Origin of the sequence: Rhodococcus sp. P-2 (genome assembly GCF_016598535.1) — a bacterium.
Taxonomy (GTDB): domain Bacteria; phylum Actinomycetota; class Actinomycetes; order Mycobacteriales; family Mycobacteriaceae; genus Rhodococcus_F; species Rhodococcus_F baikonurensis.
Genome location: NZ_CP066779.1, coordinates 4,853,545 through 4,871,165, shown reverse-complemented (window position 1 = coordinate 4,871,165; position 17,621 = coordinate 4,853,545). Strand labels below are relative to the sequence as shown.

13 protein-coding genes are annotated in these 17,621 nt (G+C 61.1%); 5 read left to right on the top strand and 8 right to left on the bottom strand.

The genetic code is table 11. From position 1 onward, the window contains the following. The first annotated feature begins 2 nt into the window (after window positions 1-2). Both I7X09_RS22835 and recD read left to right on the top strand, forming a co-directional pair. Window positions 3-3,320 (top strand): UvrD-helicase domain-containing protein, encoded by a 3,318-nt coding sequence (locus I7X09_RS22835; RefSeq protein WP_200313809.1) that lies wholly within the window; start codon window positions 3-5, stop codon window positions 3,318-3,320. After that, on the top strand, window positions 3,317-5,185 hold the full coding sequence (gene recD / locus I7X09_RS22830; RefSeq protein WP_095970953.1) for an exodeoxyribonuclease V subunit alpha: 1,869 nt from the start codon (window positions 3,317-3,319) through the stop codon (window positions 5,183-5,185). Before I7X09_RS22835 ends, recD begins: the two co-directional genes overlap by 4 nt. Before the next feature lie 26 nt (window positions 5,186-5,211). Here recD and I7X09_RS22825 read toward each other — a convergent pair whose 3' ends face one another. Then, a complete protein-coding gene (locus tag I7X09_RS22825) occupies window positions 5,212-5,580 on the bottom strand; it encodes a cupin domain-containing protein (protein WP_166810716.1) in 369 nt (122 codons plus the stop codon). A gap of 245 nt (window positions 5,581-5,825) precedes the next feature. After that, entirely contained in the window at window positions 5,826-6,389 is a 564-nt protein-coding gene (locus tag I7X09_RS22820) for a TetR/AcrR family transcriptional regulator (protein WP_166810715.1), read from the bottom strand. A gap of 99 nt (window positions 6,390-6,488) precedes the next feature. Between I7X09_RS22820 and I7X09_RS22815 the strand changes: the two genes are divergently transcribed. Next, a complete protein-coding gene (locus I7X09_RS22815; RefSeq protein WP_200313807.1) occupies window positions 6,489-7,715 on the top strand; it encodes a metal-dependent hydrolase family protein in 1,227 nt (408 codons plus the stop codon). Next, window positions 7,712-8,584 carry an alpha/beta hydrolase gene (locus I7X09_RS22810; protein ID WP_200313806.1) on the top strand — a complete coding sequence of 291 codons (873 nt, stop codon included), beginning with the start codon at window positions 7,712-7,714 and terminating at the stop codon, window positions 8,582-8,584. Before I7X09_RS22815 ends, I7X09_RS22810 begins: the two co-directional genes overlap by 4 nt. On the opposite strand, the gene I7X09_RS29615 is transcribed toward I7X09_RS22810, so the two are convergent. From I7X09_RS29615 to I7X09_RS22800, 3 genes are all read right to left on the bottom strand, one after another. Then, a complete protein-coding gene (locus I7X09_RS29615) occupies window positions 8,557-8,691 on the bottom strand; it encodes a hypothetical protein (RefSeq protein WP_267910365.1) in 135 nt (44 codons plus the stop codon). The two genes, I7X09_RS22810 and I7X09_RS29615, sit on opposite strands and share 28 nt — an antisense overlap. Window positions 8,692-8,749: 58 nt before the next feature. Next, the gene (locus tag I7X09_RS22805; protein ID WP_200313804.1) at window positions 8,750-10,060 is read right to left on the bottom strand and encodes an NAD(P)/FAD-dependent oxidoreductase; all 1,311 of its coding nucleotides are present in this window, start codon (window positions 10,058-10,060) and stop codon (window positions 8,750-8,752) included. A 258-nt stretch (window positions 10,061-10,318) separates the two neighbouring features. Further along, window positions 10,319-11,653: an MFS transporter gene (locus I7X09_RS22800; RefSeq protein WP_200313802.1), complete on the bottom strand. Its 1,335-nt coding sequence runs from the start codon at window positions 11,651-11,653 to the stop codon at window positions 10,319-10,321. 318 nt (window positions 11,654-11,971) lie between these two features. Between I7X09_RS22800 and I7X09_RS22795 the strand changes: the two genes are divergently transcribed. Beyond that, window positions 11,972-13,291, top strand: a complete 1,320-nt coding sequence (locus tag I7X09_RS22795; protein WP_234036683.1) for a PucR family transcriptional regulator — start codon at window positions 11,972-11,974, stop codon at window positions 13,289-13,291. A 639-nt stretch (window positions 13,292-13,930) separates the two neighbouring features. Here I7X09_RS22795 and I7X09_RS22790 read toward each other — a convergent pair. The 3 genes from I7X09_RS22790 to I7X09_RS22780 all read right to left on the bottom strand — a co-directional run bounded on the left by I7X09_RS22790 (window position 13,931) and on the right by I7X09_RS22780 (window position 17,582). Then, entirely contained in the window at window positions 13,931-15,349 is a 1,419-nt protein-coding gene (locus tag I7X09_RS22790) for an outer membrane protein assembly factor BamB family protein (protein WP_200313800.1), read from the bottom strand. Window positions 15,350-15,564: 215 nt separating this feature from the next. Beyond that, window positions 15,565-16,866 (bottom strand): TrpB-like pyridoxal phosphate-dependent enzyme, encoded by a 1,302-nt coding sequence (locus I7X09_RS22785; RefSeq protein WP_200313798.1) that lies wholly within the window; start codon window positions 16,864-16,866, stop codon window positions 15,565-15,567. A 257-nt stretch (window positions 16,867-17,123) separates the two neighbouring features. Then, entirely contained in the window at window positions 17,124-17,582 is a 459-nt protein-coding gene (locus I7X09_RS22780) for a PaaI family thioesterase (RefSeq protein WP_200313796.1), read from the bottom strand. Between the last annotated feature and the right edge of the window lie 39 nt (window positions 17,583-17,621).

The window sequence follows — 17,621 nt, the reverse complement described above, 5'->3', positions numbered from 1 at the left end:
CCGTGGACTTCGATCTCTTGGGGCCACTGCCTACCGGCACTACGGTGTTGGAAGCGAGCGCCGGAACCGGCAAGACCTACGCGATCGTCGGACTCGCGACTCGTTGTGTTGCCGAAGGTCTCGCCGACATATCGCAAGTTCTGCTGGTGACATTCAGTAGGGCCGCCACTCAGGAACTTCGTGAGCGTGCAAGAGAACGGTTCGCCGGAGTGTCTGCAGCACTGGTTGATCCGGAGACTGCGCGGCGGTCGGATGATGATCTGGTGGCATACCTCGCAACGGCGGACGACGAGGAGATCGGTGTGCGGCGTCGTCGACTCCTGCGCGCTCTCGCGGAGTTCGACGCCGGAACCATCACGACCACCCACAGTTTCTGCCAGCGGATGCTCGACGGCCTCGGTATCGCCGGGGAACGTGAGCCGGACACGACTTTCGTGGAATCGGTCGACGACCTGATCAGTGAAGTCGTTTCGGATTTGTACCTCAGCCGCTACAGCCGAACGGACTCGTCTCCACCGTTCTCCATGAAGGACGCGCTGGCTATTGCCCGAAGCGCAGTCGGCGATGGTCAGGCAATCCTCGAACCCGACGGCGAGGAGGAGACCGCGCCTGGTCAGCGAGTCCTCTTCGCGGATGCTGCTCGTCTCGAGGTCGAGCGACGTAAGCGAACCAAAGGAATTCGCGACTTCAACGATCTCCTGACGCTGTTGCACGGCGTATTGACCGATCCGGAATACGGTCCCGTCGCGTGCCGTCGGGTGCGCGAAAAATTCGAAGTCGTGCTCATCGACGAGTTCCAGGACACCGATCCACTGCAGTGGGACATCCTGAGGTTGGCCTTCCACGGACACACCACACTGGTCCTGGTCGGTGATCCCAAGCAAGCTATCTATGCGTTCCGCGGGGCAGAAGTTCTGAGCTATCTCGATGCGGTCGATCAGGCTGATGCGCACCAGGAGTTGACCACCAATTGGCGTAGCGATCCAGGGTTGTTGGCGGCACTCGAACACCTCTACGGCGGTGCCGCACTCGGCAACGAAGGCATCGTCGCGCATCCAGTGGAGGCTTCGCACAAGAAGTCTCGGTTGTTCGGCCCGGTGCCGATGCGTGTACGCCATCTGCCGCGAACCGGAGCCGGACCGCTCAATCGTTCAGGATTTCCGGCTGTAGGCAGACTGCGCAGTCGCGTCGCGGACGACGTCGCAGCAGACGTGGTCGGGCTCCTGGGCAGCGATGCCCGCTTGGCCGTCGACGGTGATCCTCGCCCGGTCGAGCCGGGGGACGTCGCGGTGTTGGTGCGCACCCACAAGCAGGTGGCGATGATCCGTGATGCCCTCGATGCCGTAGGTGTACCTTCCGTATTGACCGGCGGGTCCAGTGTTTTCGCAACACCCAGTGCGACGCAGTGGCTGTGGCTGCTGCAGGCGATCGAGCAGCCGCACCGGTCGGATCGCGTCCGGTTGACCGCGCTCTCGCCGATTTTCGGACGCACCTCCGAAGAACTGGACGCTGACGGCGACAACGTCGTCGCGGAACTGGCGGGTCAACTGCGCTCGTATTCCGGGTTGTTCGCACGCGTCGGGTTCGCGGCCGTGTTCGAAAGGATCTCCGCCGAAACGAATCTGGAGAAGCGGGTACTCGCGGCCCCGTCCGGCGAACGAGATTTCACCGATCTGCGGCACGTCGCACAACTCCTCGGTCGCGTCGCCACCGAGGAAGCGTTCGGGTTGAGCGCACTGGTTCGCTGGCTTTCCGACCGGATCAAGGATCCGACGTCCGGGAGTGCGACCGACAGAAGCCGTCGCCTCGACAGTGACGCTGCCGCAGTGCAAATCGCAACCGTGCACGCCACCAAAGGGCTCGAGTTCCCGATCGTCTACGTCCCGTTCAGTTGGGAGAGCGTGGGAGGCTTCAACTCGCCGACGCAGCTGCTACACGACCCGGATGGGCGCCGCATCCTCGACGTCGGTGGACAGGAAGGTCCGGGGTACAACGCCAGAAAGACTGTTGCGGAGGCTGAGGAAGCAGGCGAAGAACTACGATTGCTGTACGTGGCGCTGACCCGAGCACAGTGCCAACTCGTGCTCTGGTGGGCACCCAGCTACGGGACCTCCCGCTCGCCACTGCACCGGTTGATGCTCGGACGTACGCCCGGCATCGCCGAACCTGCTCGGGTAGTGAAGGTGCTCGACGACGGTACGACCGCAGCACGACTCGCGACGTGGCCGGCAGCAGCGTCCGACGTGATCTCGGTGGAACCGGTAGGTCCACATCCACCGTCGCCTGTCCTGTGGTCCGGTGCGGCCGCGGAAGTGACCGAACTGGCCGCGGCGCGTTTCGATCGCGACCTGGACACTCTGTGGCGTCGTACGTCGTACTCGGCACTGACCGCCGGAGCGCACCACGCGATCACGAGCACCGACAGTGAGGTGGAGGATCCCGAAAAGGACGACGAGCCAGAGGATTCCGTAGACATCGGGACTGTCACCCCTTCGCCCCTGGAGGCGCTGGCTTCACCGATGAACGGCCTTCCGGCGGGCGCCGCATTCGGCACGCTGGTGCACGAGGTGCTCGAGGTGGTGGACACGGCTGCTTCAGACCTGAGAGCGGAACTCGGTATGCGCTGCGCGGAGGCGGTCTCGGTCCGGGCGGCCGAGGTCGACTCCGAAGCACTCGCGGATGCGTTGTTACTGGTGATGCAGACTCCACTGGGATTCGGAACCTTGGCAACGATCGCGCCGAAAGATCGCCTTCCCGAACTCGATTTCGAACTCCCACTGGCCGGAGGCGACGATCCGGTGTCGATGAGTGTCACACTTCGCGGAGTGTCGGAACTGTTGAGGCGCCACCTTCCCTCCGACGACATCCTCGCGTCCTACGCCGACCATCTCGACCGCGTCGAGACGTCACCGATGCGTGGGTTCCTGACGGGCAGTATCGACGCCGTCCTCCGGATCCCGGGCCCGTCGTTCGTGATCGTCGACTACAAGACCAACCGGCTCGGACGCGGCGATCTGACGGCTGCCAACTACACGCGTGAACTCATGGCGACGGAGATGATGCGCTCGCACTATCCCTTGCAGGCTTTGCTGTATTCGGTTGCGCTGCATCGGTATCTGCGGTGGCGACTGCCCGACTACGATCCGCATCTCCATCTCGGAGGAGCGCAGTATCAATTCGTGCGTGGGATGCTCGGCCCGGACAGTCCGCCGGAATGTGGTGTATTCGAATGGAAACCGCCTGCTCAGCTGACGGTTGAACTATCGGATCTGCTGGCCGGTCTCGATGCATCCAACACGGCAGGGGAGAAGACCCGATGACCGAGGCGCAATTGGCGCAGCGCGCCAAAGGGATCGTGCGAATCTTCAACGAAGCTGGGGTTCTGCTTGCCGCTGACGTCCATGTCGCGACGCGGGTGTGCAGCCTGGGCGGTGAAACTTCCGAGAAAGTGATGCTGGCCGCGGCGTTGGCAGTTCGGGCCGTGCGATCAGGTTCGGTGTGCCTCGATCTCCGACGGATGCGTGATGTGAGCGTCGACAATGCGACGGAAGACGAACTTGCGTCGTTGCCGTGGCCCGAACCGTCGGAGATCGTTGCCGCCCTTCGGCTGAGCCCTCTGGTGATCGGCGGCAACGCCGGACCTCTCAGACCGCTCCGGTTGGTCGACACCGACGACGGTGAGCTTCTCTACCTCGATCGGTACTTTCTGCAGGAGCAGACGATTCGGCGAGTGCTCGACGAGCGTGCGTCCACGTGGCCGCCCGCCGACCTGAAAGCGGTCCGAACGCGCCTGGATTCGTTGTTCGTCGACGAGCACGGGCCGACCTCCGCCCCTGATCGTCAACGAATAGCCGCTGCTCTCGCCGCGACACAGTGGACGACGGTCATCGCCGGTGGGCCCGGAACCGGCAAAACCCATACGGTCGCACGTATTCTCGCTCTCCTGTCGGAGGAACTGGGTTCGAATGCTCGCATCGGGTTGGCAGCGCCGACGGGCAAGGCCGCAGCACGTCTACAAGAGTCCGTACGTGAGCAGACCGCGAGCCTTGGCCTTCCCGAAGAACTCGCGGCCATGACCTTGCACCGGCTACTCGGTTGGCAGCGGGGGAGTTCGAGTCGTTTCAAATACAATGCGACCAACAGACTTCCCTACGACGTGGTCGTCGTCGACGAGACGTCGATGGTCTCCCTCACCTTGATGGCGCGCCTGCTCGAAGCCGTTCGCCCCGATGCCCGGCTACTGCTCGTCGGCGATCCCGATCAGTTGACCTCCGTCGACGCCGGCGCTGTTCTTGCTGATCTTGTCGCCCGCCCGGTAGAAGTCAGTGGAAATCCGGCGCTGTCACAGTTGGTGGGTGACGATCTCGCGGCAACCGGGGCCGAAGAGGCACTGAGTGTGGACGAGCAGGATCGTCTGCGGGGCGGGATCATTCAACTCTCACGCGGGCGCCGCTTCGACGGAACCATCGCGTCGTTGGCCAGGGCAGTTCGAGCGGGAGATTCCGCTGAGGTTCTGCGTATCCTGCGCAGCGGTGATCCCGCCGTCTCCTTCCATTCTCCCGAGGACGTCGACGCATTGCGCGCCGACATCGTTGCGAGTTCAGAGGTGGTGACGGCGTCGGCGGAAGTGGGTGATGCGATCGGCGCGCTGAAAGGCTTGGAATCGCACCGCCTTCTGTGCGCCCACCGTGACGGACCGTACGGTGTCGGGAGGTGGGCGCAGCAGGCGATGGAGTGGGTCGGCACGGCATCAGGGCAATTCCTGGACCCGACGAGGTGGTATCCGGGCCAACCCCTGTTGGTGACGGCCAACGACTACGAGGCAAAGATCTACAACGGGGATGCCGGTGTGATCGTGCAGCGTGAGGATGGCGTTCCCATTGCCGCGTTCCAGCGGGGGAGTGATGCGTTTCTGATCCACCCGAGCCAACTCTCGTCGGTGCAGACCGTCTACGCGATGACGATTCACCGGAGCCAGGGTAGCCAGTACGACACGGTATCGGTGATGCTGCCGGCCGAGGCGTCGTCACTGCTGACTCGGGAGTTGTTGTACACGGCGATCACTCGCGCCAGAAACCATGTGAGAGTAATCGGCACCGAGGATTCCGTGCGGGCGGGAGTGCAGCGTCAAGTACTCAGGGCAAGTGGGCTGCGTCGTGAGATCCGACCGTACGACGGGCCGTGAACGTCGGATGTTGCGGTTTCCCTTGGTCATACGTTGTATACGACGAACACCTTGCGTACGGTCTCGGTGACCGTCCACATACCCTTCCATCCGATTGGGAAGATTGCACTCGTACCGGCAACGAGATGTACGGGATCGCCGTCGTCCTCCTCCACGGTCATGGCGCCGGAGACGATGGTGATGATCTCGCCGCGGGTGAGGAACTCCCACCGCGACTTTCCTGGTTCGCTCTCCCAGACTCCGGATTGAATGCGCCCGTCGTCGCTGGTGAACTCGACGTCAGCGCGCGTGATGATGTCTCCGCTGAGTGGTTCGGCGCTGGGTTGGCCAAGCAGTGCTTGTTGAAAGATCCCGTTTGCGCTGTCCAACTCTGCGGCGCGGAAGGTAATGGTCACAATCTGATCCTGACTTTCGTATCTCGCGTGAATCATCGGACTTGTCGATGATGTCGTGTGTCTACTGCGCCGAGATAGGTTCACTTGTCGCATCTTTCGGCAGTTCGCTCGTACAGATGTCGAAAGGGCGATCGGCCACCACTCAACCGGGGATCAGAGACCCGGCTCGCGCCGAAACATGAGCGAGCCCATGGTAAACGGCCCCGCGTCGGTGATTTCGAACGAGGGTGATCGGTTGTGGGGCCTCAGGTAATGGTCGTGGTCAACGAGGTGATGAAGCGCTCGGCTGCGGCGTCGACCTCGGCATCAGGGGTGAGCAACCTCTGCAGCAACAGTCCTCGCAGACATGCGGTTGCAATGACGCTCTGCTGCTGTGCATCCACCACGGTGAATCCGTCGCGAAGGGCTGCTGCTTCGAGGAGGTGGGCCAATTCGTCGAGGTCGGCGGCGAAATCTTGAAATGCGTTGTGCTCGTAGACCGCAAGTCCGGCCAGGTGAAAAAAGGTGCGGCTTCGGTCTTCGTGCTCGGCGTTCGAGTAAAAGCTCCAGATCGCCCTGCACAGGGCCGCGAATCCGAGATCTTTGCCCATCGCGGCGATGACGAGGTTGTCACGGCGGCGCGCTTCCGACAGCACGGCGCTGAGGAGACCCGGTCGTGATCCGAAGTGATAAGTCAGCAGCGTGTGGTGCACTCCGAGTCGCTCCGCTACTTGGCGCATCGACAGCTTCGGACTTGGGCCGGTTTCACCGAACTCGTCGAACAGTGCCTGTAACAGTCGCTCTCGACCCTCCCCAACCGGCGATCTCACGTTACCTCCATTGACGGGTTCACCACTGTTGAGTACGGTACCGCATATCGAATTCACCAGTGTTTAGGAAAGAGGTTTTCTCATGCTCGGGAGGTCCCTTTGACTGACGTATGGTTTGCCGGCGGCAAGGTCGCGGATGGATCGGGCACCGACCCGGTCGAAGTCGACGTGTGCGTGAGCGACGGCATTGTCACCGCGATCGGACAGGCGCCGTCGGGTGCGAGGACAGTCGACCTCGACGGCATGCTTCTGACTCCGGGGCTCATCGATGCCCATGTCCACCTGGGCCTTTCGAGCCCGATACGACGGCAATTCGGGTTTGAGCTCTCGGCGGCCGAACTCGCTGCGGACATCTTCGGCGCTGCCGGCCAGGCCCTCGACGCAGGCTTCACCACGGTGCGAGACGTCGGTGGCATCGACGGCGGAGTCGTCGACGTCATCGCCAGCGGCAAGGTTCGTGGTCCGCGTGTCCTCTCGTGTGGTCCGGTGCAGTGCCAGACCGGCGGGCACGGCTACTACGGGGCTTCGTGGGAACCGACTGAGCTGTGGAACATGCATCACCTCCCCGGGCTCTGCGCCTTGTCTTTGATGTCCGGCAACGCCGACGAGCTACGACGCAACGTGCGCGAGTCGTTCCGCCGAGGCGCAACATTCCTGAAGCTGTGCGTCACCGGCGGTGTCGTCGGAGGCCACGACCGCCTCACCGACACACAGTTCACCGTCGAGGAAATCTCCGTGGCAGTGGAAGAGGCAGCGTCGCGCGGCACCTACGTCACGGTGCACGCGCACAACAATGCGGGCATTCGCAACGCAGTGCGGGCGGGAGTCCGGTGCGTGGAACACGGCACCGACATCGACGCGGAGACCGCCCAGCTGATGCGCGAGCACGACGTGGCTCTGGTCCCCACCTTCGCCGTGGTGGAGCAGTTGACGGACACCGCGAGCATGGACCTGGACCCTGCAATACGAGACCGCGCCGCCGGAGTACGTCAGCGCATGGCCTCGGCACTCGAGGTCTCTCGCGCAGCAGGCCTGAGGATCGGCCTGGGCTCGGACCTCATCGGGCCGCACCAGCAGCGCCGAGGCGAGGAGTTGCGCTTGCGCGCCGAGTTGGAGTCGCCGATGCACGCACTCGTGTCGGCCACCAGCGTCAACGCCGACATCCTCGGTATCGGCGAGACCGTCGGGACTATCCGCGTCGGAATGCAGGCGGACATGGTCGCCTGGCGACGAGATCCGCTCTGCGACGCCAAGGTGTTCGCCGATCCGGACATGGCTGTACTCGTCGTGAAATCCGGCCAGGTAGTGAAGGGAGAGGTTCGATGAGCGCAATGCTGCACGGATGTTTTGCAGACACGGAGTATTTCGAAATAACGGCGAAATCGGGGCACCGCTACGGCGTCTGGGTGACCACACCACCCGGCTACGCGGACTCCACGGATCCCTTACCGCTGATCTACGTGATGGACGGCAACTGGGCTGTGGGTCTGACCGCCCCACTCATCGTCACGCAGGAAGACCCGTATCTGACAATCGCACCGTACATTCAGGTCAGTGTCGGTTATGCCGGTGAGGAAGCCGCCAACTGGGCACGGCTACGCAACCGCGATCTCGTGCCGCCGGGGGAACCGGTAGGCGCCGAGATGGTGGCTACTCTTGCCGCGGCTCGCGACTCCGGTGCAATGACCCAGGAATACGTAGACGCATATCTCGAGGAGCTCGCAGACACCCATGCGGACGTCTTCCTCGCCTTCCTGACCAACGAACTCCACCCTCACCTGTGCTCGTCGAAGCTGCGCGTCAGCGAGTCCGGGCACGGCCTTTTCGGTTACTCCTACGGAGGTCTTTTCGCGCTCTACTCATGGCTACGTGACGCGACTCCATTCGCGACCTTCGGTGCGGGTAGCCCCGGAGTTGTGAACGCCGACAGCCAGATCCACACAATGGTCGAGACCCTGCCAACGCGTGGCGTGGGCTCAGTTGTACCGCAATTGCACGTCACGCTGAACGAAGCCGAACTGACGGGGCCCATTCCGATCTACCGCGGACTGGCACGAAACGTTCTCGCTGTCGTGGAGGAGCTGCACGGCAAGGGGCGGTCGCAGGATGTTTCGACCGCGTTGTTGCACGAGACGCACGTCACCGGGCTGCAGGCATCGTTCCTGAGCTACTTGAAGAAATGCCATGCACGGTAGCTGCTCGTCCCGGAGACGATGTCCACGCTGACACGTTCGATCGTCGATTTTCCGTCGATTCCGTGGAAGAAGAAGTCGGCTGTGGGTGTCCACCACGTGGTGGACACCCACAACCGTGTCTATTCAGTTGTCGCGGCTATCGATTCTCCAAGCCGGACAACACTTCTAACCCATTACTGTCCCGGTCGACTCGGCATTGGGTGCCCGAAGCCGGGAGAATGCGCCGAGGTTGATTTCGAGCCCGGTGTGCATTCCGATGTAGGTCACGGGATCAGCGTCGTGATCGTGTCCGGCTTCCACCTGGTCGATGATCCTCGACATGAGGCGTCCAGCGATGGGCGCATTCTTGAATTGGTTTCCGCTGGTGCCCATGGCGACGTAGAACCCTCGTCTGTCTGTCTTGTCGTAGATCGGGGTCCAGTCAGATGCTGCGTCGTACACGCCGGCAATACCTTTCGGTTGTGACGGGACTTCCAAGCTGGGGAAACGTCTGGCGGCGCGGAAAACTTGCGCTTCGAACCGGGCAACAGTGCGATTCGGGTTCGCGGTGTCAGGATCGTCGATCCACTCGAGCGGATCGCACTCCGGTTCGGTTCCGCCGACAAGGAAGCCGTTTCCGGGTTCGGCTCGCATGTAGGTTCCGAGATCCAAATCGGCGATCATCGGGCCGAGGATCTCGCCGTCGTTGTACCCAGTGGGTGCGGTGACGTGATGGACTTCCTGACGCAAGGGCCGAACCGAAACCTTGAAGTCGGACCCGACATTCGACAGATTGTTGAATGCTCCCGACCAGGGGCCGGCAGCGTTGACGACAATCTTGGATTTCACAATTTCCCCGTCGTCGAGCCCTAGCTGCCAGCTGTCGTCAGCCAACTGCTCGACTGCCACTACACGCGTGTTGTAAGTGAAAACCGCACCATGCGAACGAGCTGCCGCAGCAAGATTCGCGGCGGCCAGTTGCGGGTCGTCGACAAACCCCGCCTGAGGTGTGTACAACGCACCGAGCGTGGTTGTCGTATCTGCGAAGAACGACTCCGAGTCGACGGGCTTCGGCGGATAGTATTTGCCGGAGTCGATGCCGGGAATCTTTTCGACGAGTGTCGTTGCATCCCAGAGCTGGTAGTCGATTCCGATCTTTTCGAATAGTCCAATCGTGCGCGCGTGAGGTGCGACGTCGACATCGAGCAGCGCCATCCCGCATTGCCGAAACTTCGCAAGCGCACCGTCGACTCTCGCGTTGAGATGCGCGTTCCAGTTCTGCCAGCAATGCAGCGACTCCCAAGCCGCAGCCATACCGTCGAATGTGGAGTAGTTGAACCGGATAACCGCACTGGATGCACTGGTCGAGCCGTAGCCCGGACCACCAGACTTGTCGATGACCAGGACTTCGTAGCCTCTAGCGGCCAATTCGTAGGCGATGGAGCTGCCGATTACTCCAGCTCCGACCACAACTGCGTCGGTCTTGTTGGTAGGCACTTTCGGCCCCTCCTTCTTGTGACTGCGCCAGATCGAAAGCGCATCTCTTCGACTGGCGAGCTTGGGTTCTTGGTAAGCCTGACGACTTCGACCTCCTCCGGAGAGCCGTACCCCAACTTCTCGGAATGGGCTCTGCCTTGCTTGATTTCGCACCTGGAGGCCCAGAAGATCGTCATCCTCAACTTTCGCTCGGCGGCCGTCGGAACGCTATCGACAGCTGCGCAAAGAATCGCACCCATGGCGCGCCCATTGTCAGAATTACTTCGTCGCACTGCCCTGCGTGGCTGACCAGTCTTTCGTTTCCGGAATCCCTCGCCACAGAATGGGAAGTGCGATCAAAGCGATGGCGGTTGCGTAGAAGGCCGGGGACAGATTGCTTCCTGTGGCATTGACCAACGACGCGCACACCAGAGGCGCAGTTCCTGCAAAGAGTGCATACGCAACGTTATAAGGGATTGCCGTGCCGGTGAATCTCGCGCGCGTCGGCATCATTTCGAGAATTACCAGCAAAGCGGAAGCAAGTAGGGAGAGCGCGACGACCAGAGCGGCCAGGGCAACGGCAATCGCGAAAGCATTCCCGGTGCCGATGAGCAGGTAGCTGGGTACCGATACGAAAACTGACATCACCATGCCGATTCTGACGAGAGGTCTCCGGCCGATTCGGTCGACTGTGGCGCCGAAGAAGATGAACAGCGGGACTGCGAGAACCAAAGCGCCGGTTGTCATCAGCAGGGCAACCGTGCTCGGAACATCGGCTGAAATAACCAGGAATGTCGGCATGTAACCGAGCAGCATATGAGTAACGACACCGAGCGAGGCGAAGTACACGAAGGACGTGAGCAGAGTCCGCCAGTGATTGCGGAACAGATCTGCGAGTGGGCGAGTGGGAAGGGAATCGTTTTCTTGCATTTCCTTGAACGCCGGAGTCTCCTCGACGGCAAGCCTCATGAACAGACCCACCATGGCGACAACGCCTCCGATGATGAACGGCCAGCGCCATCCTCCGTCGGCGAAGTGCTCAGCGCCGACCAAGCTGAATGACAAGACTGTGACCGTGGCCAAGATGCTGCCGACGAATGACGAAGAGCTGATTATCCCTGCGTACAAGCCTCGGCGGTGGGACGGCGCATGCTCGACGACGAAGGTTGCCGCTCCGGTGTATTCGCCACCGGCTGAGAATCCTTGAACCAAGCGACAGAGCAGCAGCAACAGCGGTGCGGCGACACCGATCGAAGCATATGTCGGTAGGAGGCCGATAGCCGCTGTCGAGCAGCCCATGAGCGTAATTGCCAGGGACAGTGACCTCCGTCGGCCGAGGCGGTCACCCAGTCTTCCGAAGAATATGCCGCCGGCAGGTCTGGCCAAGAATGCGACTCCGTAAAGAGCGAAGGTGGCAAGCAGTGCGCCACTGCCGAACTCCGGAGGGAAGAACACTGTCGCGAGAACTGCGGCAGTGAAACCGTAGATTGTGAAATCGAACCATTCGACGATGTTGCCTGTCGCGCCGGCAATCAGGGCTCTACGGCGCGCCGATCGACGTCCAGGTGAAGTCTCGATTTGATGCTCTACAGGAGCATTTGCTGTGCCGGTCATGATGATTCCTCTCGGGATATGCTGAATGGCAACGGTTTTGCGACGTCAAGGTGGTCGATGTCGTTCGGGGGGCATGCGAAATCGAAGAGGCCGACCGGACCCACGTTGATCTGGCGAACCGGAGGTTGCGATCGATTCCGGATCAGGGACGACGTTTTCTCGCGCGAGAGCGCGTCGGCTGGCTTCGGTCCTCAATGCAAATCGCACGGCTGCAACGAATCTCGTCGCTGTCGTGCAACCAGTCGGTGCTGGGTATGCCTGGTCGCTGGCCGAACGAACACGTTCCGGTTCTCATGTGCTTCGGCATGTAGCGAGCTTATGGCGCGAAAGTTAGTTGCATCACTGTCATTTGTTCAAATTGTCGCGGACGAATTTGGTCATATGTTGCAAAGCGGAGAGTTTGACTCGTACAGTTCGACCATGGCTGGAGAACTACAGCATCTGGTGGATACTACCGGGCGTCGACTGGACCGTTCCGTTGCAATCGATGACGCCCAGATCCGTCTACTCGCGTACAACTCGCACGACAGCGCTGTCGATTCAGTCAGAATGAATTCGGTTCTACAGCGGAATGTTTCACGCGAGATTGTGGACTTCATCTACGCGAGTGGAGGCCGCAAGGCCCTCGATCTCTTCACTGTTCCCGTCAACGAAGAACTAGGGCTGACCCTTGGCCGGGTCGGGATGCCGATCCGATACCGCAATGCGCTGCTGGGCTTCGTCTGGCTGTTGATTTCAGAGGGCGAAGTTGACGAGGATCAGGCCGAGGTCTTGAGGCACACGGCTGATGCGGCGGCGATGATCCTTCATCGCGAACAGTTGCTGGACGAGTTGTCCCGAAGTCGGGAGCGGGAACTCACTCGAGACGTGCTGTCGGGCGAGCGGTCGCTGCGCGAGGACGCGTCAAGCAGATTGGCTGATGAGGGCTTGATGGTTGCGGGTCCAGCAGTCGCGGTGACGATGTTGCTCCGCCCCGTGGACCGGTCGACATTGACCGAAAGAGATCGTCTGAGTGTTGCCGTCGGCGTCGATCAGCTTCGGCGGAGGCTCCCGCGGAACAGTGCAATCCAACTCGACCGCCCCGACCACAGTCTGTTGATCGTATCGGTGGCCGAACGCTCGACTCAAACCCATCTGGACTCGCTGATCGTGGCAGCCCGGGAACGAGTCTTGTCTGAAAGTGGGCGCCAGAACATCGAATGTTGGGTTGGTATCGGTGAACCGCGAACCTCGGTTGCAGACGTGCGCGAATCCTACGAAGAGTCCAGACGTTCTGCAGACGTAGCCCAGGTCGTCAAGGTGCTCGGAAATGTTGTGCGTTATCGGGATCTCGGCGTCTACGGACTTCTGGCCGAACTGTCGGAGGATCGACTCGAGAACAGTATTCACTCAGGTTTGCAGTCCTTGCTCAGCCATGAGGACTCAAAAAGCGAGGCTCTTCTCGCGACGCTGGAGAGCTTTTTGGACAATGCCGGTGACGTAAAGCGAACGTCCGAGGCGCTCTGTGTGCATCGAGGGAGCTTGTACTATCGTTTGCGGCGAATTCAGGAGATTACACGCGCAGACTTGGCAAACGGCGACGACCGGTTGGCATTGCATTTGAGTCTGAAAGTCGCGCGGTTGTTAGATCTCCGATGATCCCAACCAAGAAGAGGGGACTGCGGAAGAATTCAGCGGCTCAACGTAGTTCGCGGCTTTCGATCGTCAAGCGGGATGGTTCTGGGGTGGGAAAGGAAGCGCGTCGCACATCGGCCGGGGTGGGCCAACTTGACCTGCTGAGACGTTCATACGTGTGATCGGGCATCTTCTGTCTTCCTGTCGGCAGATGCGGCGGAGTGCAACTTTTTCGGGCATTGAAAGTGCAGAATCGTCCAGATGGGTGTCGAGCTGCGTGAAGAACGCGCGTTTGTGCAAACCGAAATGACGACGAATTTGGTCTGAGCTCGGTCCCCCGGTACGTAGATGGTTACGCGCAAACTGGACTATTTGTTGCTGACTGCAAACAGAGGAATTCGCGTCCATTCCCGTTGGCTCCCTTTACGGTTGGATTGGATCAGATACGTGAGTCGCGATTTTTACGCACCTCTTCACTGCAGGTCTGGTCTGATCTTTCCGAAATTGGAGGCGCGGAGATATGTGTAGTTGTTCGAGATCGTTCTTCCGAAATTGAACAAATGCGGAAGACTGGATTGTGGCCATTGATGGCTGCTCGTCGATCCGCTTACTTGTTGCTGAGCTGGCTCGTCAGTACGACACGGTATCGGCGATGTTGCCGACCTATCGCCAAATGGTGAAATGGTTTTGCCAGGAGAACGACACGTTTTTGCCGGCATTCGAGACGACGACTCCGCGCGGATCGACCTCTGGCGGAAGGGGAACCGACCACATCATCTTTCCGTCGCGAGCCCTGATCGAATGCATTCCGGTGTAGTCGCTGAAGACGAAGTGGTCGCCATCGGTTACCCCGCTGCGAACCCAGTACGCGTCTTGCCAGGGTGTCTGCCACAACTGTCGACCACTCTCGATGTCGAGACCGGAGATTGTGCGGGTCTCGGGAGACGTGACGAGGATTGTTTTTCCTACTACTGCGGCGATGGCGCTTCCCGTCCCGGCCATCGCGGTGTTGACGATTTGTGAACTGCGCCAAAGTTCGTCACCGGAGTTCGGGTCGTAGGCGCCGTCGCCGAGAAACATCGGCATCGCCGTCGAGGGCTTGCTCGGGTAGGACGACGATGAGTACGAGGGAATCGGTATCGCACGAATCGTGGATCCGTCGGAAGCCAAGAGGTTTTGGGTTCCTGCATATCCCGACCTGCCGCCGACACTGGTGAGGAACAATCCGTTCCCGGCCGGAGCAAGCGAATCACCCTCGAATCGGAATCGTTCTGCGCCGGACTGCAGATCGTAGATTCGATAGCGGTACTGTGGGTCCCCGCCGTCGCCCTGTTCCATGGCAATGACAGTGTCGGTGTGAGGGACCGGGTAGACGGCTCCGAACTTCTCACTTGGTTCGAAGGTACGCACGAAGTTGGCCGTCAAATTGGTTGTGGTGCCGCTGGCAAGAATTCGCGTTCGAACGGTTCCGTCCGTCCTTTCGCCGGACGTGTACACGGTGTCTCCTGTGATGGTGGCGCCATTGAGATCGAAGTCGGTACCGAGGTCGGACATCAGAGTTCCGGTCGCGGTATCGACAAAGATCATCCGTCGATCGCCCCAGCACGCGATGATCGTGGATTCGTTCTGCTGACTGCACTGGCCGATGACTCCGCCGATTCGCGTTTTCCACAGCGGATTTCCGTCGTCGGGATTCACCCCGACGAGTGTGACGGCACCGACTCCCTGACTCGACGAAGACTCGTCGGTCTTGGGAAGCGGATAAGCAGTCGCGGCCACCAGCACATCACCGACTTGGTACGTGTTGCCGTAGCCGTAGTAGCTATCGAGCGTGGAAGGCATCGACAGCAGCACGTCACCCGGGTTGTCCGTGAGCGCTCGGACATCGAGTTCCCAGGCTTGCTGCGGAGGATCGGAGAGGTCCACGTCGACAACACCCTGTTCGACGATCGGACCGCCTGTCTTCGGCGATGCAACCTCGTTCGAGTCTGAGAGTGCCGATACGACGATGAAAGCGATTGCCACGATCAACGCGAGTCCGAGGGCGATCAGTTTCCAGTGTTCCTTCAACCGAAGCTGCATCGAAAGACCGTAACCGATCGAGCAAACTGATCGGTTCGTTTCGGAGGTGGCTGACTTGATCCGTGCCTCGAGATCGAGCCACTGCCTGTCGCGTCAGGGCCGGGCAAGTTCGATTTCTGTCGGTTCGGTCGACGAATTGGGATCCGACCAGGGATCGTGATCGGTGTGACGAAGTGTGGTGGCCTCGTACACACGAGACCACCACACCGACAGTGTCAGACGTAAGGCGAGTACGCCGGCAGATCCAACTGACCGTTGCCGGACAGTCCGATCACGATCACCTCGGGTTCTGTGACGGCACGGGCGTGAGCGATGGCGCCGGCAACCGCGTGGGTTGATTCCGGAGCCGGGATGATTCCTTCGGCGCGGGCGAAAATCAGACCGGCCTGGAGTGCGTCGTCCTGATCGACGGCAATCGCGTCCATGAGGCCGAGGTTGACCGCATGCGAGACCATCGGCGACATACCGTGGTAGCGGAGGCCACCGGCGTGGATGGCCGGGGGAACGAAGTCCTTGCCAAGAGTGTGCATCTTGAGCAGCGGCGTCAGACCGGCGACGTCACCGAAGTCGTAGCGGTACTCGCCCTGGGTGAGGGACGGGCATGCCGATGGCTCGCAGGCGACCAGACGAGTCTTGGTGCCTTCGCGAAGGTTTCGTCCCAGGAACGGGAAGGTGAGTCCCGCGAGGTTGGAACCGCCGCCGGCGCAACCGAACACGGTGCCGGGGACGGCGTCGCCGGCTTCTTCGAGCTGAACCATTGCTTCCTGACCGATCACGGTCTGGTGCAGCATGACGTGGTTCAGCACGCTGCCGAGTGAGTAGTGCGTGTTCGGATCCTGCGCAGCGACCTCGACGGCCTCACTGATCGCCATACCAAGCGAGCCTGTGGTGTCGGGATGCGATTTCAGCAGTGCGCGTCCGGCTTCCGTCAGGTCGGAAGGCGACGGGTGACAGACTCCGCCGTACGCCTCCATCTGGATGCGTCGGTACGGCTTCGAATCGAAGGAGGAGCGAACCTGCCACACCTCTACGTCGAGTCCGAGCAGCGCACCCGCGAACGACAGCGACGCACCCCACTGGCCCGCACCGGTTTCGGTGGTCAGCTTGGTGGTTCCTTCGATTGCGTTGTAGTACGCCTGCGCGACAGCAGTATTCGGCTTGTGTGAACCGACCGGGCTGACGCCTTCGTACTTGTAATAGATGCGAGCAGGTGTGCCCAGAGCACGCTCGAGTCGATGCGCACGGAACAGCGGAGAGGGCCTCCACATGCCGTAGATCTCGCGAACCGTCTCCGGGATCTCGATGTAGCGCTCGGTTGCGACTTCCTGCGCAATGAGGTTCATCGGGAACAGCGGCGCCAAGTCCTCGGGGCCGAGCGGCTCACGCGTGCCCGGATGCAGGTGCGGGGGAACAGGCTCGGGGAGGTCAGCCGCCAGGTTGTACCAGTGCGTCGGCACTTTCGACGGGATGGAGACGCCCAAAGGCTCGAGCGAACGGTTGAGTGGGGTGGTGGTCAACTAACTCTCCTTCGTGGATTCGGTACCTGATCTTGGCGGTCGTAGCGACGACGCGTACGGCATTTGCCGGATCGGGGATCCTGAGAGGAGCCTGCTGGACCACCCGATATCGGTCCGGGCAGCACGCAGTTGCGGCTGACCGTCAGCGGTCGGGCCACCAGAGGTGCGCAGTGAGCAGGGTCACGAGCCGATCGTACATCGACACTCGCCCCCTGCTCACGTCGGGCGCGGCTACATTTTCGCCATCCTCCGTCGGCTCAGCGAAAAATCATGCACGTCGTAGTTCCGTGTGCCACCAACTTGCCGTTCTTGTCCAGCACCTTGCCCTCTGCGGTCGCGGTACGCCCACCCACATGAATGACACTGCCGTGGGCTGTCAGTTCGTCACCGTCGAGAGGCACCGTGCGGATGTAGTTGAGCTTGAGTGCGAGGGTCGTGTATCCGACGCCCGCCGGAAGCATCGTGTGTACCGCGCAGCCCATGACCGAATCGAGCAGCGTTGCGCAAATGCCGCCGTGGACAGTGCCGAGGGGGTTGCTGAAATCGGCGCGCGGGGTCAGGGCGAAGCTCACGGATCCTTCGTTGACCTCGCGCATCTCCATGCCGAGGAGGCGTCCGATGCTGGGCCGGTCGTTGACCTGTGTCCCCATCCAGCGGAGAAGTTCGAGGCCTGTCATCTGCGCCGGGTCGACGGTCGCGGTTGTCTCGTCACTCATTGTTTCATCCCATCACTATGTAGGTCGTCATACATAACG